Annotated in this window: 21 protein-coding genes; 14 read left to right on the top strand and 7 right to left on the bottom strand. The window is 74.0% G+C overall.

Annotation, left to right across the window (positions count from 1 at the left end):
- Positions 1 to 283: 283 nt before the first annotated feature.
- From EKG83_RS35670 to EKG83_RS35655, 4 genes are all read left to right on the top strand, one after another.
- Positions 284 to 3004 carry a sensor histidine kinase gene (locus EKG83_RS35670; RefSeq protein ID WP_033432485.1) on the top strand — a complete coding sequence of 907 codons (2721 nt, stop codon included), beginning with the start codon at positions 284 to 286 and terminating at the stop codon, positions 3002 to 3004.
- Positions 3001 to 3444, top strand: coding sequence for a roadblock/LC7 domain-containing protein (locus EKG83_RS35665; RefSeq protein ID WP_033432484.1), 444 nt, complete (start codon positions 3001 to 3003; stop codon positions 3442 to 3444). Before EKG83_RS35670 ends, EKG83_RS35665 begins: the two co-directional genes overlap by 4 nt.
- Positions 3445 to 3451: 7 nt before the next feature.
- Positions 3452 to 3991, top strand: coding sequence for a DUF742 domain-containing protein (locus EKG83_RS35660; protein WP_051766267.1), 540 nt, complete (start codon positions 3452 to 3454; stop codon positions 3989 to 3991).
- A gap of 221 nt (positions 3992 to 4212) precedes the next feature.
- On the top strand, positions 4213 to 4677 hold the full coding sequence (locus tag EKG83_RS35655; RefSeq protein WP_033432538.1) for a GbsR/MarR family transcriptional regulator: 465 nt from the start codon (positions 4213 to 4215) through the stop codon (positions 4675 to 4677).
- Here the strand turns inward: EKG83_RS35655 and EKG83_RS35650 are convergent.
- The 3 genes from EKG83_RS35650 to EKG83_RS35640 form a co-directional block, all read right to left on the bottom strand.
- Positions 4614 to 5570 (bottom strand): COX15/CtaA family protein, encoded by a 957-nt coding sequence (locus EKG83_RS35650; protein WP_063741379.1) that lies wholly within the window; start codon positions 5568 to 5570, stop codon positions 4614 to 4616. The two genes, EKG83_RS35655 and EKG83_RS35650, sit on opposite strands and share 64 nt — an antisense overlap.
- A 44-nt stretch (positions 5571 to 5614) precedes the next feature.
- Positions 5615 to 6334, bottom strand: a complete 720-nt coding sequence (locus EKG83_RS35645; protein ID WP_084716696.1) for an ABC transporter permease — start codon at positions 6332 to 6334, stop codon at positions 5615 to 5617.
- 62 nt (positions 6335 to 6396) lie between these two features.
- On the bottom strand, positions 6397 to 7332 hold the full coding sequence (locus tag EKG83_RS35640) for an ABC transporter ATP-binding protein (protein ID WP_228122338.1): 936 nt from the start codon (positions 7330 to 7332) through the stop codon (positions 6397 to 6399).
- Positions 7333 to 7503: 171 nt separating this feature from the next.
- Here EKG83_RS35640 and EKG83_RS35635 point away from each other — a divergent pair, with 171 nt between their 5' ends.
- Positions 7504 to 8097: a DUF998 domain-containing protein gene (locus EKG83_RS35635; RefSeq protein WP_228122337.1), complete on the top strand. Its 594-nt coding sequence runs from the start codon at positions 7504 to 7506 to the stop codon at positions 8095 to 8097.
- A complete protein-coding gene (locus EKG83_RS35630) occupies positions 8094 to 10118 on the top strand; it encodes a glycosyltransferase (protein WP_033432481.1) in 2025 nt (674 codons plus the stop codon). The genes EKG83_RS35635 and EKG83_RS35630 overlap by 4 nt, the downstream gene beginning before the upstream one ends.
- A 154-nt stretch (positions 10119 to 10272) precedes the next feature.
- Here EKG83_RS35630 and EKG83_RS35625 read toward each other — a convergent pair whose 3' ends face one another.
- Both EKG83_RS35625 and mptB read right to left on the bottom strand, forming a co-directional pair.
- Positions 10273 to 13917, bottom strand: a complete 3645-nt coding sequence (locus EKG83_RS35625) for a patatin-like protein (protein ID WP_084716688.1) — start codon at positions 13915 to 13917, stop codon at positions 10273 to 10275.
- 205 nt (positions 13918 to 14122) lie between these two features.
- Positions 14123 to 15706, bottom strand: coding sequence for a polyprenol phosphomannose-dependent alpha 1,6 mannosyltransferase MptB (gene mptB / locus EKG83_RS35620; protein WP_051766266.1), 1584 nt, complete (start codon positions 15704 to 15706; stop codon positions 14123 to 14125).
- Between the two features lie 94 nt (positions 15707 to 15800).
- Here mptB and EKG83_RS35615 point away from each other — a divergent pair, with 94 nt between their 5' ends.
- The 8 genes from EKG83_RS35615 to EKG83_RS35580 are packed head-to-tail and all read left to right on the top strand — an operon-like array spanning position 15801 to position 22398.
- Positions 15801 to 16502 (top strand): helix-turn-helix transcriptional regulator, encoded by a 702-nt coding sequence (locus EKG83_RS35615; RefSeq protein ID WP_033432479.1) that lies wholly within the window; start codon positions 15801 to 15803, stop codon positions 16500 to 16502.
- Positions 16499 to 17944 carry a Fe-S cluster assembly protein SufB gene (gene sufB / locus EKG83_RS35610; protein ID WP_033432478.1) on the top strand — a complete coding sequence of 482 codons (1446 nt, stop codon included), beginning with the start codon at positions 16499 to 16501 and terminating at the stop codon, positions 17942 to 17944. Before EKG83_RS35615 ends, sufB begins: the two co-directional genes overlap by 4 nt.
- Before the next feature lies 1 nt (position 17945).
- Positions 17946 to 19121: a Fe-S cluster assembly protein SufD gene (gene sufD, locus EKG83_RS35605; RefSeq protein WP_033432477.1), complete on the top strand. Its 1176-nt coding sequence runs from the start codon at positions 17946 to 17948 to the stop codon at positions 19119 to 19121.
- The gene (locus EKG83_RS35600) at positions 19118 to 19462 is read left to right on the top strand and encodes a non-heme iron oxygenase ferredoxin subunit (RefSeq protein ID WP_033432476.1); all 345 of its coding nucleotides are present in this window, start codon (positions 19118 to 19120) and stop codon (positions 19460 to 19462) included. The genes sufD and EKG83_RS35600 overlap by 4 nt, the downstream gene beginning before the upstream one ends.
- Before the next feature lie 6 nt (positions 19463 to 19468).
- Positions 19469 to 20242 (top strand): Fe-S cluster assembly ATPase SufC, encoded by a 774-nt coding sequence (gene sufC / locus EKG83_RS35595; protein ID WP_033432475.1) that lies wholly within the window; start codon positions 19469 to 19471, stop codon positions 20240 to 20242.
- Between the two features lie 45 nt (positions 20243 to 20287).
- A complete protein-coding gene (locus EKG83_RS35590) occupies positions 20288 to 21565 on the top strand; it encodes a cysteine desulfurase (RefSeq protein WP_033432474.1) in 1278 nt (425 codons plus the stop codon).
- A complete protein-coding gene (gene sufU / locus EKG83_RS35585) occupies positions 21566 to 22009 on the top strand; it encodes a Fe-S cluster assembly sulfur transfer protein SufU (protein ID WP_033432473.1) in 444 nt (147 codons plus the stop codon).
- Entirely contained in the window at positions 22006 to 22398 is a 393-nt protein-coding gene (locus EKG83_RS35580) for a metal-sulfur cluster assembly factor (RefSeq protein WP_033432472.1), read from the top strand. The genes sufU and EKG83_RS35580 overlap by 4 nt, the downstream gene beginning before the upstream one ends.
- A gap of 70 nt (positions 22399 to 22468) precedes the next feature.
- Here EKG83_RS35580 and EKG83_RS35575 read toward each other — a convergent pair whose 3' ends face one another.
- A complete protein-coding gene (locus EKG83_RS35575) occupies positions 22469 to 23581 on the bottom strand; it encodes a carboxylate-amine ligase (RefSeq protein ID WP_063741380.1) in 1113 nt (370 codons plus the stop codon).
- Between the two features lie 82 nt (positions 23582 to 23663).
- Positions 23664 to 25367 (bottom strand): EAL domain-containing protein, encoded by a 1704-nt coding sequence (locus tag EKG83_RS35570; protein ID WP_051766264.1) that lies wholly within the window; start codon positions 25365 to 25367, stop codon positions 23664 to 23666.
- Positions 25368 to 25397 lie beyond the last annotated feature (30 nt).

The raw sequence follows: 25397 nt of genomic DNA, 5'->3' as shown, positions 1-25397 counted from the left end.
GCCGGGCCGCCAGTCAACGCCCTTCGTGGCAACCGGGCGATCCGGGGTCCTCGGGTGACTCCGCTCCGGTCATTGGATCGGCCGCCGATCCGGTGACCGGGGCCACCCTCGATGGACCAGCGGTGGTCACGCTGCGCCGATCGGATGAGGACCCACCGCAAGGTCATTGTCCCGGGGCAGTCCACCACCTACTATCCGCGCAGCAACACCCGCCGCCCGCCGTCATAAAGGTGCCGGCGTCGTTCAACTTTGAAACAACTACGGACTTTCCGGGGCTTGTCTGGTGACTGGCGACAACAACGCGCGCCGGCAGTGGTGGACCGCTGTCGCGGACTGGCGGAATTGGCGCCTGCCGATCAAGCTCGCGGCCGTGCTGGCCGTGCCGGTGCTCGTCGCGGTGGGCGCGGGCCTGGTGCAGATCCGCGGTTACGTGAAGAGCGCGGACAATTACGCTGCGATGCAACGACTGGTGACCCTGCGCGCCGGGCTCGACCCCGTGATCGAGGGCGTGCAGGCCGAGCGGGCGATGGCCGCGCGGCGCGAGGAGGGCGCCGGCGTGAACGCCGCGGACTTCCGCGACCTCCCGCGCGCCACCGACACCGCCGCGGCCGGCCTGAAGAACCTGGTCGAGCGCGCCAGGCTCGGCGAGGTGGCCGCCGCGCGCTTCCGGGACGTCGTGGTGCAGCTCGACGGCCTGCCCCAGCTGCGCGACCGGGTGATCACCGGCAGCGTCGACCTCCAGGGCGCCGTCGGCGGCTACACCGTGGTGCTGCGCGCCCTGATGGACTTCGACCAGGCCATGGTCGGCGACTTCGGCGACTCCGCCCTGTCCGGCACCGCCACCGCGCTGCACCACCTGGCCATGGCCGCCGAGCAGGTGTCCTGGCAGCACGCCACCGTGCTCGTGGGCATCAGCCGCGGCTCGCTGGTCGACGTCGAGCGCACCCTCCTGGCGCAGTCGCTGACCCGCATGCAGGACAAGCTCGCCGACTTCTCCGCGGTCGCCACGACCCAGCAGCAGGGCGAGTACCGGACCGCGGTGTCCGGCCCGGACGTGGACACCCGCAACCGGCTGGTGCTCCAGGTGCGCGACGACCCGCGCTCGGTCGCCGACCGGGTGCCCGTCGAGCAGTGGGACAGCGGCTCCGAGGGCACCCTCAAGCAGCTCGGCGTCGTGCTGCGGGTCCTGGAGGCCCAGCTCGACTCCGCCGCCGCCCGCCTGCAGGACAGCACCAGCGACCTGGCGGGCGCGGCCTCGGTGATCCTGCTCGCCTCGCTGGTCGCGGCGGCCGGCATCGGGTTCGTGGTCGGCAGCTACCTGCTGCGCTCCCTGCGCGCGCTGCGCACCTCCGCGCTGGACGTGGCCGAGCACCGGCTGCCCGCGCTGGTCGCGCAGCTGCGCGAGGACGCCTCGCACGACGTCACCGTCGAGCCCGTGCCCGTGGACACCCGGGAGGAGCTGGGCCAGCTCGCCCGCGCGTTCGACGCGGTGCACCGGCAGGCGGTCAGCTCCGCGGCCGAGCAGGCCGAGCTGCGCGCCGCCATGCGCAACGCGTTCATCAACCTGTCCCGCCGCAGCCAGGGCCTGGTCGAGCGGCAGCTCCGGCTGATGGAGGAGCTGGAGCGGCAGGAGGAGAACCCCGAGCAGCTGGCGAACCTGTTCAAGCTGGACAACCTCGCCACCCGGATGCGCCGCAACAACGAGAACCTGATGGTGCTCTCCGGCAGCGACGTGGCCCGCCGCTTCACCCGCCCGGTGCCGCTGGGCGACGTGCTGCGCGCCGCCGCGTCCGAGATCGAGCAGTACCAGCGGGTCGTCGTGCAGGCCACGCCGTCGGTCGAGGTGGTCGGCTACGCGGCCGGCGACCTGGTGCGGCTGGTGGCCGAGCTGCTGGACAACGCGACCGCGTTCTCGCCGCCGCGCACCCAGGTCCTGGTCGGCGGCCGGGCCCGGCCGGGCGGCGGCGTGCTGGTCGACGTGCTCGACCAGGGCGTCGGCATGTCCGACGAGGACCTGGCGCAGGCCAACCGCCGGATCGCGCTGGCCGCTGCGGAGGACTCCGGCGAGCTGACGGTGTCCCGCCAGCTCGGCCTGTACGTGGTGGGCCGGCTCGCCGGGCGCCACGGCATCGAGGTGGTGCTGCGCGAGCAGGGCGACGGGCTGCGCGCGGTGGTGGCGCTGCCCGCCGACCTGGTCCGGGCGGTCGGCGGCGCGCCCGCGCCCCGGTCCGCCGCCGGTGACCGGCGCCCGCAGCCGTCCGGTGCGGTCAACGGGGCGCCCGCCGCCAACGGGACGCGGTTGTCGCCCGCCGCCGGGACGCAGCTCCCGGCCTCGCAGCTCCCGGCCTCGCAGCTCCCCACCTCGCCGGGCCCGTCGACCGGCCCGCAACCGCCGCTGCCCTCGCGCGACCCCCAGTCGCCGCTGCCGGCGCGCGACCCCCAGCCACCACTGCCCCCGCGGGTGCCCCCGACCGATCCCAAGACCCCCGCGCGGGTGTCGTCGACCGGTCCGCAGCCGGCGCTGCCCCCGCGCGTGTCCTCGACCGGCCCGCAGCCGCTGCTCATGCCGCCGTCCGTGCCGCCGCTGCCGCCCGCCGTGCCGCTGGAGGAGGACGGCTGGGCGCCGTTCCGCGGCCGGACCACCGAGACGTCGACCACCAACGGGTCGGCACCCGCGGCACCGGCCCCCGCGCCCCGGCGCAACGGGTCGACCTGGTTCGGCGGCACCCCGGTGCCGCCCGGACCCGCCGAGCCGGCGCGCCACCGCGCGCCGGAAGACCACGAGCGCGGGGAGGCGCCCGTGACCGAGAACCCGTCGGGACTGCCGAAGAGGCGGCCCCGCACCAACCTGGTGTCCGAACGGCCGGGCGCACCCGACGCGGTGGCACCCGTCCGGAGGGATCCGCAGGCGACACGCGGGTTCCTCGCCAGCTACCAGACCGGTGTCCGGCAGGCTGAGCTGGAGTCCGGGGAGAACCGAGCTGGGCAGGAGAACAACGGATGAGCTCGCAGAGGACCAGGCAGGTCGACCAGTTCGGCTGGTTGGTCGGCAACTTCGCGGACCGCGTGCCGGGGGTGGCGCACGCGGTCGTCATCTCGGTGGACGGCCTGCTGCTCACCGCGTCCAACGGCCTGCCCGACGACCGCGCGGACCAGCTGGCCGCGATCGCGGCCGGGGTGGCGAGCCTGACCGAGTCGGCGTCGCGCTGCTTCGACGGCGGCGGCGTGCTCCGGTCGGTGATCGAGATGGAGCACGGCATCATGCTGCTGATGTCGATCCGGGACGGCTCCTGCCTGGCGGTGCTCGCCGCGCCGGACGCCGACGTCGGCCAGGTCGCCTACGAGATGACCGTGGTGGTCGACCAGGTCGGCCAGCTCCTCACCCCCGAGCTGCGCGCCCAGCTCCACGGCGCGAAGCGGATGATGGCCCGCCCGTCGGCGTGAGGTGGTTATGAGCCGCGACCAAGACCCGGGCGGATCGTCGGAGCAGGCTTTCGCGGAGCTGCTGAACGGGTTCAGCCTGGACTCCCGCCGGCGCAGACCGGCCCGGCGGGAGGAACCGGAGCCCGCACCCCGTGCCGCCGACGCCGCCGACCCCGCCGACACCAAGCCCCACCGGCCGGTGTTCGACGACGAGGACGACTTCGGGTACCCGCGCGAGGAGGCGGCCTCGATCGTCCGCGCCTACTCGTGGACCGGTGGCCGCACCACCTCGGCCTACCAGCTGGAGATCGAGACGCTGGTGTCCGCGGTGGACTGGGACTACCCGGGTGCGATGAAGGCCGAGTACCACGAGGTCATCAACCTGGTGGGCCGCCCGCGCTCGGTGGCGGAGGTCGCGGCCCTGCTGCGCCTGCCGCTGGGCGTGGCCAAGGTCCTGCTGGGCGACATGGCCGAGCGCGGCCTGATCGACGTCCACGACACCGCCTCCACCGACCAGCCCGACCTGGGCCTGATGGAACGCGTCCTGGCCGGCCTCCGCCGCCTGTAACCCGCGTGTCCTCCACCCAGGCACCGCGTGTCCTCCACTCCGGCACCGCGAGTCGAACCTCCAGACCCGTCGTGTCGGCCCTTCCGGACCCCCGAGTTCGACGTTCGGGCACCTCGGGCCCGGCGTTCCCGCGCGTCCCTTTGCGGGAAGATCAGCGCCCGACCTACGATGGTTTCAGTGTCGACCGAATCTCGGTCGACCGGATCTCGCAGGGGGTGGCGGTGAGCGTCGGACGGGAAACCCGGCTGTCCGCGTGGATCGAGCGGTTCGCGGCGCACTTCGAGAAGGAGGGCTTCCCGCTGATCGGGGGCCGCATCCTGGGCTACCTGCTGGTGTGCCAGCCCAGCGAGCGCACGGCCGCCGAGCTGTCGCAGGAGCTGGAGGCGAGCAGCGGCTCGATCAGCACGAACCTGAAGTTCCTGGTCAACCAGGGCCTGGTGACCAAGCGGACCCGGCGCGGCAGGCAGGCGGCGCAGTACCGCATCAACGAGAAGCGGTGGGGTGACCTGGTGCGGGCCAAGCTGGACGCGCTGGTGAGCGTGCGGGACCTGACCGAGGCGGGGATGCGGCTGATGAGCGGCGACCCGGAGCGGGCGGTGCGGTTGCGCGCGGTGGACGACCTCTACGCGTGGCTGGCGACGGAGCTGCCGGCGGTCTGGGACCGGAGGCCGTCCTCGGCGAGGTGAGCGGCGCGGGGCCGTTCGCGGGTGGACACCCACAGGGCGGCGGTGGCGACCACGACGGCGCCGGCGCCCAGGACGTGCAGGGAGACCAGCACCTCGGGCACGCCGGTCCAGTACTGGACCAGGCCGAGGGTGCCCTGCGCGAGCACGACGCCGACGAGGACGCGGTAGGGGCGGCGGGGGACCGGGTGGCCCTTGAGCGCGAAGCCCAGGGCGACGAGCATGCCGAGGAACAGGAACAGCAGGTCGGCGTGCAGCTGGGACAGGGTGTCCACGGGTGCGTCGAGGCGCGGGGTGTCCGAGTCGCCGGCGTGCGGTCCGGCGGCGGTGACGAAGGTGCCGGCCAGCAGCAGCAGGCCGAGGGTGACCGCCTGCACGACCTGGAGGGCCAGCAGCGGTCGGGGCACGAGGGGCCGGGCGGGTTCGTCGCCCTCGCCGAGGGAGGCGACGAGCAGGACGGCGAACCAGACGAGCAGCATCGAGACCAGGAAGTGCACGGACACGGTCCACCAGAGCAGGCCGGTGAGCACGGTGATGCCGCCGATGACGGCCTGGAGCACGACGCCGCCGAACTGGACGAGCCCGAGGACGAGCACGCGCCGGCGGCGGGGCCGGTCGAACCAGGCGGCGAGCACGCAGAGGGCGGCGATGACGCCGACCACGCCGGTGAGGGTGCGGTTGCCGAACTCGACCCACTGGTGCAGCCAGGCGACCTCGGGGTGCGGGGTGGGCACGAGGCTGCCCTCGAAGCACTGGGGCCAGGTGGGGCAGCCGAGGCCGGAGCCGGTGACGCGGACGATGGAGCCGGTGACCGCGATGCCGCCCTGGGCGATCACCACGGCGACGGCGAAGGCGCGCTGGAACCGGCTGAGGAAGGTGGTGAACCAGGGGGGCACGCCTGCGATGGTAGGTACCGCTCGCGGGGGTGTGCCGGGCGGGGTCAGCCGAGCCGGGTGGTCCTGGTGGCCAGGGCCGCGGCGGCGGCACCCCAGATGAGCAGCACGAACACCTGGGCGAGGCCGGGTGCGGCGCCGTCGACGAGGGTGGTGTGGAGGCCCTCGGCGAGGGCGGCGGAGGGAAGTGCGGCCACGATCACGCCCAGCCAGGTCGGCAGGGTGTCGGCGCCGAGGGCGACGCCGCCGACGAGCAGGAGCGCGAACCAGGCGATGTTGGCCAGGGCGAGGACGATCTCGGCGCGCAGGGCGCCGCCGAGCAGGACGCCGAGGGCGCCGAAGGACAGGGAGCCGAGCAGGAGCAGCGCGGCGGTCCACAGCAGGCCGGTGGCGGGCGGGAGGTCCCAGCCCAGGAGCAGCGCGACCACGGCGATGATCACGACCTGGACGGCGACGACGGCGAGGCCCGCGGTCACCCGGCCGGCGACGAGGAGCCAGCGGGGCAGCGCGGTGGCGGCGAGCCGCTTGAGCACGCCGTAGCGGCGGTCGAAGCCGAGGGCGATGGCCTGGCCGGTGAACGCGGAGGAGATGACGGCCAGGGCGAGGACGCGGGCGGTGGCCGAGGCCACGCGTGGTTCGGGCACCGGGATGACGGCCATGAGGCTCATCGCGACCAGGAGGGCGACCGGGATGAGCACGGTCAGCAGGACCTGTTCGCCGTTGCGCAGGGTGAGGACGGCTTCGGTGCGGGCCTGGGCGAGCAGCATCCGGCCGAGCCGGCCGCGGCCGGGTGCGGGGCTGAAGGTGCCCGGGGGGAACCGGTGTTCGGTCACGGGCGCAGCTCCCTGCCGGTGAGGTCGAGGAACACGTCCTCCAGGCTCCGCTTGGCCACGGTCAGCTCCTCGGCCAGCACGCCCTGCTGGGCGCACCACGAGGTGACCGCGGAGACGACCTGGGGGTCGATGGTGCCCTGGACGACGTAGGCGCCGCGGGTGGCCTCGTGGACCTCCATGCCCTCGGGGAGGGCGTCGCGCAGCAGGGTGAGGTCCAGGCCGGGGCGGGCGCGGAAGCGGAGTTGGCGGTCGTCGTGGCGGGTGGTCAGCTCGGCGGGGCTGCCCTGGGCGACGACGCGGCCGGCGTCGACGATGACGACGTGGTCGGCGAGGGTTTCGGCCTCGTCCATGAGGTGGGTGGTGAGCAGGACGCTGACGCCGTCCGCGCGCAGGGCGGCGACGAGGTCCCAGACCAGGCGGCGGGCCTGGGGGTCGAGGCCGGCGGTGGGTTCGTCGAGGAACACCAGCTCGGGGCGGCCGACGAGGGCGCAGGCCAGCGACAGGCGCTGCTGCTGGCCGCCGGAGAGCCGCTTGTAGGGGGTGCGGCCGACGGAGGACAGGCCGAGCACGTCGAGCAGCCAGGCGGGGTCGAGCGGGTTGGCGGCGCAGGCGGCGACGAGGCGCAGCATCTCGGTGGCGCGCACGCCGGGGTAGCCGCCGCCGCCCTGGGGCATCACGCCGATGCGGGGGCGCAGGCGGTCGCCGTCGCGGGCGGGGTCGAGGCCCAGGACGCGGACCTCGCCGCCGTCGGCCCGCCGGAACCCCTCGCAGACCTCGACCGTGGTGGTCTTGCCGGCGCCGTTGGGGCCGAGCAGCGCGAGGACCGTGCCGGTTTCCAGGGCCAGGTCGAGTCCGTTCACCGCGACGGTGGAGCCGTAGCGCTTGACCAGCCCCGACACCTCCACGGCAGGGTGCTGGGGATGCGGGCTCACGACTGCGCAGCGTAGGACCTGGCCGTCGTCGCCCCGGTGGTGGGGTCAACCCCACCGGGTTCCTCCGGGGGGCTTCAGGGTTTCCTCGGGGGTCTTCCGGATATCGCGGGCCGCGGTATCGCCGCCAGGATCTTGTTCGTGGCGGACATCAGGGGGGAACGGCGGACGGCGGTGTTGCCGCTGGCCGTCACGGGATTGGTCGGGTCGCTGTTGCCGGTCGTATACCTGCACGTGGCCTCGTTCGGTGAACTGAGCCCGGTGCGGCACACGGTCAGCGATTACATCTTCGTGGACAACGGCACGGCGCTGCTGGGGGTGACCGCGTTGTCGTTGGCGGCCGCTTCGGTGGGGTTGCTGGTGGTGCTGGTGCGGTCGGGCCTGCCGGTGCACGGGCCGGTGTCGTGGCTGATGGGGCTGTGGGCGGCGGGGTTGACCGCGGCCGCGGTGTTCCCGACGGACCCGGTGGGCGCGCCGACGTCGTTCTCCGGCGCGGTGCACCGGTACGCGGGCGCGGTGATGTTCGCGGCGCTGCCGCTGGCCGGGTGGCTGATTTCCCGGACGTTCATCCCGAGTGCCACCGTCCGTCGTTTTTCCGTCGCCGCCGGATTCGGTTCGGTCGCATTCATGCTGAGCCACCTCGCGTTGACCGGTTCCGCCGACGGGGCGGTCCTGCTGGGGCTTTTCGAACGCGTGTTGTTCTTCCTGCTCTATTGCCTGTTGTTCGCGCTCGCCGCCGCGGTGGTGCGCCGGGAGGTGGCGTCGTGACGGGGGTCGCGGTGCCGCTGGCGGTGGCCGGGGCGGTGTGCTTCGCCTTCGCCGCCCGGTTGCAGCACGACGCGGTGCGGGCCGGCGGGGGCGCGCCGCGGGTGTCGGAGCTGCTGCGCCGGCCGCGGTGGCTGCTGGGGCTGCTGCTGCTCGTGCTCGGCTCGGCGGTGCACGCGGTGGCGCTGGGGATGGCGCCGCTGAGCGTCGTGCAGCCGGTGGGCGTGGTCGCCATCGGCATCACCGCGCTGCTCGACGGGCGCCGGCGGGAGCTGCCCGCGGTCCTGGTGACCACGACGGGGGTCGCCGCCTTCGTGTTCCTGGCCGCGGGCAGCGCCACCGCCACCGCCGTCGCGCCCGAGGCGGAGCTGCGGGCGGGCCTGCTCGCCCTCGGCCTGGTCGCCGCGCCCGGCCTGGTGGGTGTGCTGGCCACCCGCCCGGCGGTGCGGGCCCTCGGGTTCGGCGCGGCCGGCGGCGTGGCCTACGGCCTGGTGTCCGTGCTCATGCGCGCGGTGTCCCAGGACGTCCAGCAGGGCGGCGTGACCTGGGCGACCGCCTCCTCGGCGGCGGGCATCGCCGCCGCCCTGCTCGTCGGCGGCTGGTTCACCCAGCACGCCTATGCCAGTGGACCGCCGCACCTGGCGGTCGCCTGCCTCACCGTGGTGGACCCGCTCGTGGCCGTCGGCATCGGCGCGGGTCTGCTCGGCGAGGCGACCCGGACCAGCGGCGCCGTCGCCCTGGCCGAGCTCGCGTGCGCGCTGGTCGCCGTCGGCGGCGTGGTCGCGCTGGCCCGCGAGCCCCGAGCAACCACCACCAGATCGGAGAAGACAGTGAACGACGGACGCGCCACGCGGGTCGTGATCGCCGCGGAGACGTTCCCGCCCGACGTCAACGGCGCGGCCCGGTTCGCGCACCGGCTGGCCCTCGGGCTCGCCGGCCGGGGCCACGACGTGCACGTGGTGTGCGTGTCGCCCACCGGGCGGGCGGGCACCGAGCGGGTCGACGGCATCACCGTGCACCGGCTGCGGTCGCACCGCACCCCGTTCCACCGCACGTTCCGCATCGGCCTGCCGTGGGAGGTGCGCCGGGACGTGGCGGCGCTGCTGGACCGGCTGCGGCCAGACCTGGTGCACGTGCAGGCGCACTTCGTGGTCGGCCGGTACGTGCTGCGGCGGGCCGTGGAGCTGGGCGTGCCCGCGGTGGCGACCAACCACTTCATGCCGGAGAACCTGTTCGGCCACGCGCGGGTGCCCGGCTGGTTGCGGGGTGCGGCGTCGCGGTGGGCGTGGCGCGACCTGGGGCGGGTGTTCGGGCAGGCGGACGTGGTGACCGCGCCGACGCCGCGGGCCGTGCGGCTGCTGCACGACAACGGGTTCCCGCCGCGGGCGGTGGCGGTGTCGTGCGGCATCGACGTCGACCGGTACCGGGGGCGGCGCCCGGTGCGGCGCGCCGACGCGCCGACCGTGCTGTTCGTGGGGCGGCTGGACGAGGAGAAGCGGGTCGACGAGCTGCTGCGCGCGGTGGCCCTGGTGCCGCGCCTGCACGCGGAGGTCGTCGGCGACGGGTCGTGCCGCGCGGAGTGGGAGCTGCTGGCGCGCGACCTGGGCATCGCCGACCGGGTGCGGTTCCGCGGGTTCGTCGGCGAGGAGGAGCTGCTCGACGCCTACGCCGCGGCCGACGTGTTCTGCATGCCGGGCATCGCCGAGCTGCAGAGCCTGGCCACCATGGAGGCGATGGCTGCGGGCAGGCCCGTCGTGCTCGCCGACGCCATGGCCCTGCCCCACCTGTGCCGCCCGGGCCGCAACGGCTGGCTGTTCACCCCCGGCGACGTGCGGGGCCTGGCCGACCGCCTGCACGCCGTGGTCGCCGACCCCGCCGTGACCGCCCGCATGGGCGCCGCCTCCGGCGAGCTGATCGCCGCCCACGCCATCGACACCACCCTGGACACCTTCGAATCCCTCTACGCCCAGGCCATGCGCCTGCCCGCCCTCCGCCCCGCCACCCCCGCAACCGCCGCCGCCTGACCCCCGCGCGTGTCCTCCGCTCAGACACCGCGTGTCCTCCGTTCAGACACCGCGAGCCCTCCGTTCGGAACGTGGAACCCAGGTGGTCTTGAACGCGGGACTCGCGGTGCCGGAGTGGAGGACTCGCGGTGCCGGAGTGGAGGACACGCGCGGGTTAGGTGCGGTCTGTGCCGGTGGTGGAGAGGCGGCGGGCGCGGTGGGCCACGTGCCGGCCGCGGGCGTTGAGGCGCGGTCGGCCGTCGGGGCCCAGCTCGGTGAGGAACTTGAACAGCATGCCGTGGCCCTCCAGTCGCCTGAGCAGTTCCTCGGCCACCCGGTCGGGGGCGAAGTCGACGATCGACATCTGCTCCACCAGCGACGTCGCGATGGTCCGCCGGGCCCGCAGCGGCACCCACCACGTGGTCACGAACAGCAGGACCAGCCCGAACGACAGCGCCGTGCCCAGCACCGCCTCCCAGCCGGTGAAGCGCAGCTCGGCCACCTGGATCAACGCCGCCAGCGCCAGCAGCACCGACCCGTACACCGCGGCCCACCCGGCGGTGGCCGACGCGGGCGGTTCGGCGGGCTCGGTCTCCCACGCGCCGTCCACCTGCCGCCACCGCCGCAGCGAGCTGCCCAGCAGGTACGAGGTGACCGCGCCGAACAGCACCGCCACCACCGTGCCCGCGACGACCACCGGCGCGGGCAGGTCGTAGAGCCGGTACCGCACGAACACCCACACGCCCGCCACGATCGCCGCGGCCACCAGCACCCGCAGCAGCAGCCGCGGCTTGAGCCGGACGCGGGCCAGCACCGCCAGCGGCGTGCCGACCGGCGCGGGCAGGCTGCCGATGACCAGCAGCCCGAGCACGACCAGCAGCACGCCGCCGACCGCGACCACGCCGGTGGTGGCCTGCTTGCCCGCGTCACCGGCGAGCGCGTCCCTGGTCCGGTCGACGGCCACCGCGACCAGCGGTATCACCGGTGACAGCAGCACCAGCCCGTGCAGCAGCGTGCCGGAGCGCAGCGCCGCGTAGCCGAACGCGGCCAGCAGCGTGCCGCTGCCCAGCGCCGCCGCCGGCCCCACCGCCCAGGGCGGCAGCAGGTCGAACAGCGACAGCACCAGCAGCGCGCCGCCCAGCGCGAAGCCGAGCAGCCCGAGGAACTGGGCCAGCTGCCCGCCCCGGGTCAGCCCGGTGATCGTCCAGTACGGCAGCAGCGCCGCCCCGCGCAACGTCCTGGTCAGCGGTTTCGCCGTGCCCAGCCCGGAGTTCTCGCTGTCGGCCACGGTGATCGCCACCGCCGCCGCGGTCGCCGCGGTGCGGATCACCTGGTCGCTGCTCGCCTCCTGCACCAGCGGTTCGCGCCCGATGCCCGCCCGGTCGAACGCGCGCAGCGCCTGCACGCCCACCTCGACCCGCTCGGCGTCGGTGCGCACGGGCAGCCGCGCCAGCAGCGCCGCCTGCTCCTCCAGGAACAGCTCGCCGCGCGAGCGCCGGTCCGCGCCCTCCAGCCGGTCGGCCAGGATCGCCGCGCGCAGCGCCGGCAGCTCCTCGCACGCGATGCGGGTGTGCAGCGCCCACGCGGCCAGCTCCGCCAGCGCCTCGCACGTCGGCGGGTGGTCGCCGTCCGGGTTCGCGTACACCCGCGCCAGCTCCTGCTTCGCCCTGGCCGCGCACGGCTCCAGGTCGGCTGGCAGGCCCGAGCCGAACAGCCTGCCCACCAGCTCGTCGACCCGCCGCGCGGCCCGCTCGGCCGGGTCGCCGCCGCCGCCTTCGAGCCGGTCGACGCGCAGCAGCCGCTTCGGGTCGAACAGCACCCGGCACAGCATGGTGGCGCCGTCGAGGCGGCCCCAGATCCAGTCGTTGACCCGCCAGGACCGCTTGAGGAACCCGGAGAACCGGTTGAGCGACGCGCCGCCGGCCTTGTCGTCGGGGGTGAGGCTGTACTCGGCGAAGGCGTTGCGCGTCTGGAGGCTGATCTGCACCAGCTCCACGGCCTGGTCGAGCCCGCCGCGGCTGTCGTCGGCCAGGCAGGTGGCCGCCACCTCCAGCGCCAGCACCCGGGACAGCCACAGCGCGCCGCCCGCCAGCCCGGCCTCGGCGGGGGTGGGCGGCTCGGTGAGCAGCCGGTGCCACGGCCGCAGCGCGCCCACGCGCAGGTGGGTGTCGTCCAGGCCGACGAGGATGGTGTGCGCGTCGTCGAGGATGTCGGCGATGCGGTCGACCTGCTCGCGCACCCGCTGCCCGACGCCGTCGGGCTCGTCGAGCATCTTCCCGGCGAACCGGTGCAGCCGCCGCTCCCAGTACGCCTGGTCCAGCTCCTCCAGCTCGGCGGTGGTCCAGTGCCCGTCCAGCTCGGCGCGCGCCGCGCGCAGCCGCGACCGCACGTCGTAGAGGTCGGTGCGGGCCGCGCCGAGCCGCTGCGCGTCGGGCATCACCCACACCAGGCGCTTGAGCAGGTCCATCGCGGCCGACGCGAGCCGCTCGGCCATGGTGATGCCCCACGGCCAGCCGTGGTCGGGCAGCGGGGTGGGCTGCGGCGCCACCGGCACGTACGGCAGCCGGCCCTGCTCGTCGCGGTACTGGCGCTGGGCGGCCTCGGCGGCCGCGCGCACCCGCTCGAAGGTCCAGCCGGCGGCGTTGGCGCCGGGCACCTCGAACTGGCGGCAGGTGATGTCGCGGGCCGCGTGCCGGATGCGCACGTCCTCGTAGTGGTCGTGCAGCGTGCCGGCCAGCGCGTAGAGCCGCTCGACCACCGAACCGCCGCGCGCCAGCCGGTCCAGCAGCGCGTTGCGGCCGCCCCGCCGGGACGCGGCGTTGCGGTTGTGCTCCTCGATGCGCTCGACGTAGGTGCGGCCGCTCTGCCCGGTCAGCGCGCCGAGCAGGCCGCCGCCGGTGGCCACCGTGCTGGGCAGGGCGCCGTCGACCGGGGCCACCGGCTCCACCACGTCGTCGCGGGCGTGCGGGAACACCAGCAGCATCACCCGCCGCACCGGCCCCTCGGCGGGCATCCGGTCGATGGCCTCCAGCGCCTCCTTGGTGGGGGTGTTGACCAGCACGCCGCCGTCGACCGCGTACCGGGACCGGTTGTCGGTGCCGTTGGCCCACGAGGCGACCTCGGCCATGTTCGGCCGGTCACCGTCGGGCGCGCCGGGCGCCACCGGCACGAACGACGGCTCGAACGCGAACGGGAACGACGCCGAGGAGCGGGCGGCCAGCGCGAGGCGCCCCACCAGCGCCGGCAGCCGGTCGGCGGTGAAGTCGTCGCGCCCGCCGGGGTCGCGGCGGAACGAGAAGCTGCCCTGGTGGGAGGACTGCACGAGCGGCTGGCCCAGGTCGTCGTGGGTGACCGCGGGCACGCCGGTCAGCAGCGTGGTGGTGATCCGCAGGTCCACCGGCCGCTCGTCGCGCGGGGTCGGCTCGAAGTCCCCGGTCAGCCGCTCCAGCGCCTCCCGCAGCCGCGGCAGGAAGAACTCGTCGCCGCGCAGCAGCGACACCGGCTGGCCGCGGAACGGGGTGCGCAGCAGCTGCTCCATCCGCCCCTGCTCGGCCCACAGGTCCCGCAGCCGCTCCAGCCGCGCGTTGCGGTTGACCTGCGACAACGCCAGCGCGGCACCGTTGATGCCGCCCGCCGACGTGCCGGTGATGACGTCGGCGCGCGCGGTGCTGCCGACCATGTCCAGCAGGGCCGCGTACGGGCCGTCGCCCCTGGTCAGGCGGTCGAGCTCCAGCACGGTGCCGCCCATCCACACGGCCAGGCTCACCCCGCCGTTGAGCACCACCGCGAACCGGATCTGCTCCTGAGGCACGTCCGCCATCGCGCGCTCCCTCCCCCGAATGCCCCGGTGACCCGATCGTCCCAGCAACGGTGTCTCGCCCGAACCGGGCAACCGGTTACACCCCGATCGGGTCACCGGCAGCCGGACGGGCCATCACGCGGCCCGGCGACGGTTCACCCGTCAGTGGTCGGACCAGGTCCGGAAGCGTTCACATCGGCCCCGGCGGCGTTCACACCGCCGAGGGCTACACCGAGCCCGGCAGCGGGTCGGGCCGCAGCAGCGGGAGCACCTGGCGGCGCGCCACCAGCACGCACAGCGCGAACGCGACCACCGCGCCGGTCACCGCCTGCGGCACGATGTAGGCGCGCCCGTCGAACGCCGACCCCGTCGGCGGCAGCACCACCGCGATCACCGCGCTGGCGGTGGTCGCGAACACCCGGAACCGGCGCGCCAGCACCGCTGTGGCCAGCGGCAACGCCGCCCACAGCACGTACCACGGCTGGAGCACCGGCCCCAGCACCAGCACCGCGCCCAGGCCCGCGCCCAGCCCGTTGACCGCCTTGATCCGCCCCTGGAACGCCTTCCACAGCAGCGTCCCGGCGATGGCCACCGACACCGCCTGGGTGACCAGGCGCATCAGGATGATCAGCGAGTCGGTGTGGTTGCCGAGCTTGAGCACCAGCCCCAGCCCGCCGCCGAGGAAGCCCATCGCGGTCGGCGGCGACATCCAGCTCTTGACCGTGGAGGCCACGTTCAGCGTCTCCACCCAGCCGAAGCCCAGGCCCGTGCCCACGCACGTGCCCACCATCACCACGCCCGAGACCAGCAGCAACAGCAGCGCCGCGCGGACCAGGTCGGTGAACCGGCCGCCCCACCGGCGGGCGATCATCACGCCCAGGAAGCCCAGCGCCAGCGCGGCCGGGATCTTCACCGCCGCGCCCATGGTGATCATGGTCGCGCCGAGCACGATCCACAGCAGCTCCTCGCGCGTGACCGGCGCGCCGGGCGTGGTGGGCATCCGGCGCAGCGCCAGCTCCAGGCCGACCAGCATCAGCCCGATCGCCAGGCCCTCGTTGTGCACGCCCACGACCAGGTGGAACAGCACCAGCGGGTTGGCCGCGCCCAGCCACAGCGCGCTCACCGGCGGCACGCCGAAGCGGCGCGCGAGCCGGGGCAGCGCCCACACGGTCATCGCCAGGCCCAGCAGCACCAGCAGCCGGTGCAGGAACACCCCCGGCAGCACGCTGTCGCCGGTCACCATGGAGATGACCCGGCCCACGGCCAGGAACAGCGGCCCGTACGGCGCGGGCGTCTCCCGCCAGATGTTGGGCACGTTCCTGGTCAGCACGTGGTCCACGCCCAGCGCGGTGGCCGGCCCCAGCTCGTAGGGGTCCTGCCCGTTGGCCGCGATCTGCGACTGCGCCAGGTAGCTGTAGACGTCGCGGCTGAACATGGGCAGCACGAACACCAGCGGCGTGATCCACATCAGCAGCGTCCGGTCGAGCTGGCTGCGGGTCATCAGCCGCGGCCGGCCCGGCCGGGCGAACCGGCCCAGCCACAGCCACGCCGACACCACCATGAACATGCCGGTCCACACCACGGCCATGGAGGCGGTGGGCATCCGCACGAACAGGCTCAGCAGCGGCGTGCCCGGCAGCGGGCTGAACACCGGCGCCACGCCCGACCCGAGCGAGCCCACGGCCATCAGCAGCGCGCCGACCGTGCCCCAGCGGCGGATGATGTCGAGCTGCCGGCGCTCCGGGGCGTCGAGCGCTGCCGCCTCGCCGATCCCCGCCCGGTTCCCCGTCACCAATCCGCCCGCCGTCACGTCGGCAGGGTATCGGCCGCCCCGCCGGGTGAGTCGGGTCACCCGACGCGCGGTGATCTTTGCGAGTGCCGGCGAAATACGCAACACTGGTGTTGTGAAAAACGCCGGGACCCACTCGACCGCCGTGCCAGCCGGGCACGACGGGCGCACCCGGCACGCCGTCGCACGCCTGCTGCTGGAGCAGGGCCCCGTCTCCGCGGCCTCGGTCGCCGAGCAGCTGGGCATCAGCTCCGCGGCGGTGCGCCGGCACATCGACGCGCTGGTGGCCGACGGCGAGGCGACCGGCAGGGAGGCCCCCCGGAGGGGGCAGCGCGGCCGGGGTCGCCCGGCCAAGCTCTTCCTGCTGACCGAGCAGGGGCGGGCCCGCTTCGGGCACGCCTACGACGACCTCGCCGTCGCCGCGCTGCGGTTCCTCGCCGAACAGGGCGGGGAGGAGGCGGTACGGGCCTTCGCGCAGCGGCGGGTCTCCGCGCTGGTCGACCAGCACCGGGCGGCCATCGTGGCCCAGCCCGACGCGGCCGAACGGGCCAAGGCCCTGGCGATCGCGCTGACCAGGGAGGGCTACGCTGCCTCGGCGCGGCACGTGGGGGCGGGGGAGCAGCTCTGCCAGCACCTGTGCCCCGTCGCGCACGTCGCGGCCGAGTTCCCGCAGCTGTGCGAGACCGAGACGGCGGCGTTCGCCGACCTGCTCGGCACGCACGTCCAGCGCCTGGCCACGATCGCGCGCGGTGACGCCGTGTGCACGACGCACATCCCGAACACACCCCGGAACCCGGATGGAGGGGAGCCCGCATGACTGCCGCTGCCGAGCAGCGCACCACCACAGGCCAGCTCACCCAGGAAGAGACCCTGGCGAGCATCGGCAACTACGAGTTCGGCTGGGCCGACTCGGACGCGGCAGGCGCGAGCGCTCGCCGGGGCCTGAACGAGGACGTCGTCCGGGACATCTCGGCCAAGAAGTCCGAGCCCGAGTGGATGCTGGAGTACCGGCTCAAGGCGCTGCGCCTGTTCGACCGCAAGCCGATGCCGACCTGGGGCTCCGACCTGTCGGCCATCGACTTCGACAACATCAAGTACTTCGTCCGGTCGACCGAGAAGCAGGCCGCGACCTGGGAGGACCTGCCCGAGGACATCAAGAACACCTACGACCGGCTGGGCATCCCGGAGGCGGAGAAGCAGCGCCTGGTCGCCGGTGTCGCCGCCCAGTACGAGTCCGAGGTGGTCTACCACAAGATCCGCGAGGACCTGGAGGAGCAGGGCGTCGTCTTCCTGGACACCGACACGGGCCTCAAGGAGCACCCGGAGCTGTTCAAGGAGTACTTCGGCTCCGTCATCCCCGCCGGTGACAACAAGTTCTCCGCGCTGAACTCCGCGGTGTGGTCGGGCGGCTCGTTCATCTACGTGCCGAAGGGCGTGCACGTGGAGATCCCGCTCCAGGCGTACTTCCGGATCAACACCGAGAACATGGGCCAGTTCGAGCGGACCCTGATCATCGTCGACGAGGGCGCGTACGTGCACTACGTCGAGGGCTGCACCGCGCCGATCTACTCGTCGGACTCGCTGCACTCCGCGGTCGTGGAGATCATCGTCAAGAAGGGCGGCCGCTGCCGCTACACGACCATCCAGAACTGGTCGAACAACGTCTACAACCTGGTCACCAAGCGCGCCAAGGCCGAAGAGGGCGCGACCATGGAGTGGATCGACGGCAACATCGGCTCCAAGGTCACCATGAAGTACCCGGCCGTGTTCCTGATGGGCGAGCACGCCAAGGGCGAGGTCCTGTCGATCGCGTTCGCGGGCGAGGGCCAGCACCAGGACGCGGGCGCGAAGATGGTCCACATGGCGCCGCACACGTCGTCCACGATCGTGTCGAAGTCGGTGGCGCGCGGCGGCGGCCGCACCTCCTACCGCGGCCTGGTCCAGGTCAACAAGCGGGCGCACCACTCGAAGTCCACGGTCAAGTGCGACGCGCTGCTGGTGGACAACATCAGCCGCTCGGACACCTACCCCTACGTCGACGTCCGCGAGGACGACGTGGCGATGGGCCACGAGGCCACCGTCTCGAAGGTCTCCGAGGACCAGCTGTTCTACCTGATGTCCCGCGGCCTGAACGAGGACGAGGCCATGGCCATGATCGTGCGCGGGTTCGTCGAGCCCATCGCGCGCGAGCTGCCCATGGAGTACGCGCTGGAGTTGAACCGCCTGATCGAGCTGCAGATGGAAGGGGCCGTCGGCTGACATGGCCGTCACCACCGAAGACCAGCAACACGGCCTGACGGCCCACTCGCACGGTGCGGGTGCCCCGGTGTCCTCGCGCGCGGACCACTTCACGTCCTTCGACGTGGCCGCGTTCGAGGTGCCCGGCGGTCGCGAGGAGATCTGGCGCTTCACCCCGCTCAAGCGCCTGGCCAACCTGCACAACGGCGCCGAGGCCACCGGCCGCGCCACCGTCGACGTCGAGGCCCCCGCGGGCGTGGCCGTCGAGACCGCGACCCGCGGCGACGACCGCCTCGGCGTCGCGGGCACCCCCGGCGACCGCGTCGCCGCGCAGGCGTGGTGCTCGTTCGCCGAGGCCACCGTCGTCACGCTGCCGGGCGACGCCAAGTCCGAGCCCACCACGGTCACCGTCACCGGCCCGGGCAGGGGCGAGGTCGCCTACGGGCACCTCCAGGTCAACGCCAGGCCGTTCGCCGAGGGCGTCGTCGTCATCGACCACCGCGGCTCCGGCGCGTACGCCGACAACGTCGAGTTCGTCGTCGGCGACGGCGCGCACCTGACCGTCGTGGCCATCCAGGACTGGGCCGACGACGCCGTCCACGTGTCCTCCCACCACGTGAAGCTGGGCCGCGACGCGACGATCAGGCACACCGTGGTCACCCTGGGCGGCGACCTGGTGCGCCTGACCCCGACGGTCACCTACGCCGGCCGCGGCGGCGACGCCGAGCTGCTGGGCCTGTACTTCGCCGACGCGGGCCAGCACCTGGAGCACCGGCCGTTCATCGACCACGCGGAGTCCAACTGCCGCAGCAACGTCGTCTACAAGGGCGCGCTGCAGGGCGAGGACGCGCACACCGTGTGGATCGGCGACGTGCTGATCCGCGCCGCGGCCGAGGGCACCGACACCTTCGAGCTCAACCGCAACCTGGTGCTCACCGACGGCGCGCGCGCCGACTCGGTGCCCAACCTGGAGATCGAGACCGGCGAGATCGAGGGCGCGGGCCACGCCAGCGCCACCGGCCGGTTCGACGACGAGCAGCTGTTCTACCTGCAGGCGCGGGGCATCCCGGAGGAGCAGGCCCGCCGCCTGGTCGTGCGCGGCTTCTTCCACGAGATCCTGCTCAAGATCGGCGTGCCCGGGGTGCGCGAGCGCCTGGAGGCCGCCATCGAGGCGGAACTGGAAGCGGTGGGCGCGTGATCCGGGTGTGCTCGGTCGCCGACCTCGACGACCGCAAGCCGGTCGCGTTCGAGGTCGGCGACGGGTACACCCCCGTCCTGCTCGTCCGCGACGGCGACGCCGTGCACGCCCTGCGCGACCTGTGCACCCACGCCGAGGTCGCCCTCAGCGAGGGCGAGGTGACGCGCCGCGGCGTGGAGTGCTGGCTGCACGGCTCGTGCTTCGACCTGCGCACCGGCCGCCCGTCGTCGCCGCCCGCCACCGAACCGGTCGACGTGTTCGCCGTCGAACTCCGCGCTGGTGACGTCTACGTCGACGTCACCACCACCACGAACCGACTTTCGCCACACCAGGAGAACTGAGCACCAATGGCCACTCTGGAGATCAAGGACCTGCACGTCTCGGTCACCACCGACGAGACGTCCAAGGAGATCCTCAAGGGCGTCGACCTGACCATCCGGTCGGGCGAGACGCACGCGATCATGGGTCCCAACGGCTCCGGCAAGTCCACCCTGTCCTACGCCGTCGCCGGGCACCCCAAGTACCAGGTCACCTCGGGCAGCGTGCTGCTCGACGGCGAGGACGTGCTGGAGATGGGCGTGGACGAGCGCGCCCGCGCGGGCCTGTTCCTCGCCATGCAGTACCCGGTCGAGGTCCCGGGCGTGTCGATGTCGAACTTCCTGCGCACCGCCGCCACCGCCGTGCGCGGCGAGGCCCCGAACCTGCGGCACTGGGTCAAGGAGGTCAAGGGCGCGATGGCCGACCTCGACATCGACCCGGCGTTCGCCGAGCGCTCGGTCAACGAGGGCTTCTCCGGCGGCGAGAAGAAGCGCCACGAGATCCTGCAGCTGGGCCTGCTCAAGCCGAAGATCGCGATCCTGGACGAGACCGACTCCGGCCTGGACGTCGACGCGCTGCGCGTGGTGTCCGAGGGCGTGAACCGGTACAAGGCGTCCGGCGACGCCGGGATCATGTTGATCACGCACTACACCCGGATCCTCAAGTACATCAAGCCGGACTTCGTGCACGTGTTCGCCAACGGGCGCGTGGTCGAGTCGGGCGGCCCCGAGCTGGCCGAGCAGCTGGAGGCCGAGGGTTACGTGAAGTACACCGGGAAGCAGGAAGCAGCCAGCATCGGCTGACGTTGCACCTGCTGTGACTTCGTACCGAGAGGAGGCGTCGGGGCTGTGACCACCACCGCTGCTCCACTGGACGTCGCTACCGTGCGCGCGGACTTCCCGATCCTGGGCCGCACCGTGCGGGAAGGCAAGCGGCTGGTCTACCTGGACTCCGGCGCCACCTCGCAGCGGCCGAGGCAGGTCCTCGACGCCGAGCGCGCCTTCCTGGAGACCGCCAACGCCGCCGTGCACCGCGGCGCGCACCAGCTGGCCGAGGAGGCCACCGACGCCTACGAGGCCGCGCGGCAGAAGATCGCCGACTTCGTGGGCGCCGACTACGGCGAGGTGGTGTTCACCAAGAACGCCACCGAGGGCGTGAACCTCGTCGCCTACGCGATGGGCAACGCCGCCACGTCCGGACCGGAGGCCGAGCGGTTCCGCGTCGGCCCCGGCGACGAGATCGTGGTGACCGAGATGGAGCACCACGCCAACCTGGTGCCGTGGCAGCAGCTGGCCGCCCGCACGGGCGCCACGCTGCGCTGGTTCGGCGTGACCGACGAGGGCAGGCTCGACCTGTCGGACGTCGACGAGCTGGTCAACCCGCGCACCAAGGTCGTCGCGTTCACCCACCAGTCCAACGTGCTGGGCACGGTCAACCCGGTGCGCGCGCTGGTCGACGCGGCGGCCCGGGTGGGCGCGCTCACCGTCCTGGACGCCTGCCAGTCCGTCCCGCACGGCCCGGTGGACTTCCACGCCCTCGGCGTGGACTTCGCGGTGTTCAGCGGCCACAAGATGCTCGGCCCGTCCGGCGTCGGCGTGCTCTACGGGCGGCGCGAGCTGCTGGAGGCGCTGCCGCCGTTCCTCACCGGCGGGTCGATGATCGAGATGGTGCACATGGCGAGCTCCACGTTCGCCCCGCCGCCCGCGCGGTTCGAGGCCGGCGTGCCGATGACCTCGCAGGCGGTGGCCCTGGGCGCGGCCGTCGACTACCTCACCGCGGTCGGCATGGACCGCGTCGCCGCGCACGAGCACGAGCTGACCGCCGCCGCGCTCAAGGGCCTGTCGGCGATCCCGGGCGTGCGGGTGGTCGGGCCCCTCGACACCGCGGACCGCGGCGGCGCCGTGTCGTTCGTCGTCGACGGCGTCCACGCCCACGACGTGGGCCAGGTGCTCGACAGCCTGGGCGTGGCCGTGCGGGTGGGCCACCACTGCGCGTGGCCGCTGCACCGGCGGATGGACGCGGTGGCGACCGTCCGCGCGAGCTTCTACCTGTACAACACGCCCGACGAGGTGGACGCGCTGGTGGACGCCGTCCGCGAGGCGCAGAAGTTCTTCGGGGTGGCCTGAATGCAGCTCCAGCAGATGTACCAGGAGATCATCCTGGACCACTACAAGAACCCCCACGGCCGTGGCCTGCGCGACCCGTTCGACGCCGAGTCCCACCAGGTCAACCCCACCTGCGGCGACGAGGTGACGCTCCGGGTGCGGCTGGACGGCGGCAAGGTCGCGGACGTGTCCTACGAGGGCCAGGGCTGCTCGATCAGCCAGGCGTCCACCTCGGTGCTGACCGACCTGGTGGTGGGCAGGCCGCTGGACGAGGCGTTCGTGAAGATGGACGCGTTCGTCGAGCTGATGCAGGGCCGCGGCCGGGTGGAGCCCGACGAGGACGTCCTGGAGGACGGCATCGCGTTCGCGGGCGTGGCGAAGTACCCGGCGCGCGTGAAGTGCGCGCTGCTGGGGTGGATGGCTTTCAAGGACGCGGTGTCCCGCAGCGAGGGAGCTAAGGCATGAGCACCGAGGAGGACGTGGTGCGCGGCATCGAGGGCATGCCCGAACCGCCCGCGCCGAAGGCCGAGGTGGCCGCCCTGGACGACGTCGAGGAGGCCATGCGCGACGTGGTCGACCCCGAGCTGGGCATCAACGTCGTCGACCTGGGCCTGGTCTACGACATCCGGGTGGACGAGGACAACGTCGCCCTGATCGACATGACGCTGACCTCCGCGGCGTGCCCGCTGACCGACGTCATCGAGGACCAGACCCGCGCCGCCCTGGTCGGCGGCGGTGGCGGCGGCATCGTGAACGACTTCCGCATCAACTGGGTGTGGATGCCGCCGTGGGGCCCGGAGAAGATCACCGACGACGGCCGCGAGCAGCTGCGCGCCCTCGGCTTCACCGTCTGACCCGCGCGGGGAGCGCTCGAACCGGCACCCGCCGGACCACCGCGGTCCGGCGGGTGCCCGCGTCCCGCCCTCAGGTCTGCTCCACCAGCAGCGACACCACGTCCGCCGCCGAACCGCGCCGCCCGAACGCCCGCAGCTGCCGCGCCGCGCCCGTGCCGTCCACCAGCAGCCGCCCCACGCCGTCGAGCACCAGGGCCTCGTCGCCGGCCGCGCGCAGCGCCGGCCGCACCCACGCCACCAGCTCCCGCAGCAGGTCCGCCGCCGCCACCAGCTCACCGGTGCGCGGCTGCACCCCGGCGCCCGCCAGCCCGTCGCGCGCCGCCCGCCACATCGCCGCGCGCAGCGCCAGGTCCGGCACGCGCAGCGCGGGCTCGCCCGCCACCGCCGTCGCCGCGACCGCCCGCACCAGGGCCGCGATCAGCACCGCCTCGTCCACGGTCGCCGCCACGTCGCACACCCGCAGCTCCACCGTCGGGTACCGGGCCGACAGCCGGACGTCCCAGTAGACCATCCCCGGGTCCAGCGCCGCCCCGGTCGCCCGCAGCACCCGCGTGCCCGAGTCGTAGTCCTCGACCGAGGAGAACCACGGCGGCGCGCCCGCCGACGGCCACGGGCTCCACGCCACGTACCGCCAGCTCGCGTACCCGGTGTCCCGGCCCCGCGAGAACGGCGAGTTCGCGCTGAGCGCCAGCAGCACCGGCAGCCACCGCCGCAGGTGGTTGCTGACCACCACCCCGGTCTCCCGGTCCGGCACGCCCACGTGCACGTGGCACCCGCAGGTGGTCAGCCCGTCGACCAGCGACCGGAACCGCGCCGAGATCGCCCGGTACCGGGCGTCGTCGCTCAGCGGCGGCGGCCGCTCACCGCCCAGCACCGGCGTCCCGCTGGCCACGATCCGCGCCCCGTGCGCCCCGGCCAGCCGACCCAGCTCCCGCCGCGCCGCCACCAGCTGCTCGCGCACCTCGACCATGCCGCGGCACACCGGCGTGGCGCTCTCCACCTGGTACCGGGTCAGCTCCGCCTGCAGGTCCAGCACCCCGTCCGCGCCGCCCAGCACCGCGGGCGCCAGCGGCACCAGCTCCCCGGTCACCGCGTCGACGAGCAGGAACTCCTCCTCCACGCCCACCGTCAGCGGCGGGCCGGGCACCGGCGTCGGCAGCGGTAGGGCGGTCACCTCGGTCACCACGGGCCTCCCTGCGCCGAGCGGCAAACTGGATGCTAGGAGCGACCGGCACGGGTGGACAGGGGCGTTGCGGTGAACTTCGCTAGCCCACCGCCAGGTGCGGCCCGCCGCGCAGCACGTCCACGTGGTCGCTGCCCGGCCGACCCAGCACCCAGCTCGTGCCGCGCAGCGACTTCGCGTGCCCCTTCAGCGGCGCGAGCAGCCGCGACACCTCCCGGTACGACCCCACCGACCCGGCCGCGCAGACCAGCGTCGCCAGCGACAGCGTCACGGCCGCGCCCTCCACCGCGTACTGCCGGTCCAGCACGCCCGCCGAGAACGGCACGACCTCGTCCAACCCGGCCACCAGCAGGAAGTCGTCCCCGCCGACGTGCCCCACCTGCACGCCCGGGTGCGCCGCGGCGCCCTCCGTCAGCGCCCGCCCCAGCGCCCGGATCAGGTCGTCGCCCGCGGCGAAGCCCACCGAGTCGTTCACCCGCTTGAACGCGTCCACGTCCAGCCAGCCCACCGCGAACAGCTCGCCGCCCAGGACCCGCCGGTCGACCTCCCGCGCGACCGAGTCGCTGCCCGGCAGCCGCGTCAGCGGGTTCAGCGCCGCCGCCTGCTCCACCTTCAGCTCCGCCACGCCGCGCACCACGTCCGCGACCCGCACCACGCCCAGGCAGCGGTCCTCGCCGTCCACGACCACCAGGTCGTCGTTGGTGCGCTCCCGGTTGGCGTGCGCCACCACGTCCAGCAGCTCCAGCGCACCGGCCTCCGCGCCGATCAGCTTCGGCTCGTCCGCCAGCCGCGCCGCCTCCCGCCTGGCGTGCAGGGCGTGCCCGAACGGCCCGGTCACCGCCAGCAGGAACCGGTTGCGGTCCACCGTCCACCGCGGCCGGTTGTCCGCGTCCACCAGCACCACGCCGGTCACCGCCGGCTGGTGGGACAGCACCTCCAGCACCTCCTCGGAGGTCGCCGAGTCCGGCAGCGTGGTCGCCGGGTGCAGGAAGTCCGTCACCCGCGGCCCCGGCCGGCGCCGCAGCGGCGCGGTCATCGCCCGGGACACCGCCTCCGGGTCGTTGACCTCGCTGAGCACCGCCGAGATCGTCACGTCCACCCGCGGCCGCCGCTGCGCGCCCGCCAGCAGGTTGCCCTGCGCCAGCCGGACTCCCAGCCGGCGCAGCGCGGCGAGCTGCGCCTCGGTCTCCACGCCCTCCGCCACCACCTGCGAACCCGTGTGCTCGCACAGGTGCTGCAACGCCTGCACCAGCGCGCACCACGCCTGGTCCACCGGCAGCCCGACGACCACCTCGCGGTCCAGCTTGATCACGTCGGGCTGCACCTCGGCCAGCAGCGACAGCGCCGGGTCGCCACCGCCCACCCCGTCCAGGGCGATCCGGAACCCGTCCCCGCGCAACCGCCGCAGGTGCTCGACCAGCCGCCGGCGCGGCGCCCGCGAGTACGGCGCGCCCACCTCCACCACGACGTCCGCCGGGGTGCGCCCCACCTCGCGCAGCGCGCCGTACAGCGGCGCCAGCACCCCGGGCCTGTCCGCGACGGTCATCGCCAGCACGTTCACGTGCAGCGGCAGGCCGAGCTGGTGGTCGGCGGCGTGGCGCACCGCGCGGCAGGCCAGCGCCACGTCGGTGTCGGCCAGGTACCCCGCCTGGAAGGCCATGCGGAGCAGGTCGTGGACGTTGCCGTCGTGCGGCCGGGCCAGCGCCTCCACCGCCACGACCCCTCCGGTGTGGAGGTTGAACAACGGCTGGAACGCGAACCGAACGTCATCCAGCAAGGCGGGCACGACCCCGATCGTGCCCTGTCCCGCCCGAAC

This window comes from Saccharothrix syringae (assembly GCF_009498035.1).
Taxonomy (GTDB): Bacteria; Actinomycetota; Actinomycetes; order Mycobacteriales; family Pseudonocardiaceae; genus Actinosynnema; species Actinosynnema syringae.
The sequence above is the reverse complement of the archived record's forward strand: the minus strand, read 5'-3'. Positions and strand labels throughout refer to the sequence as shown.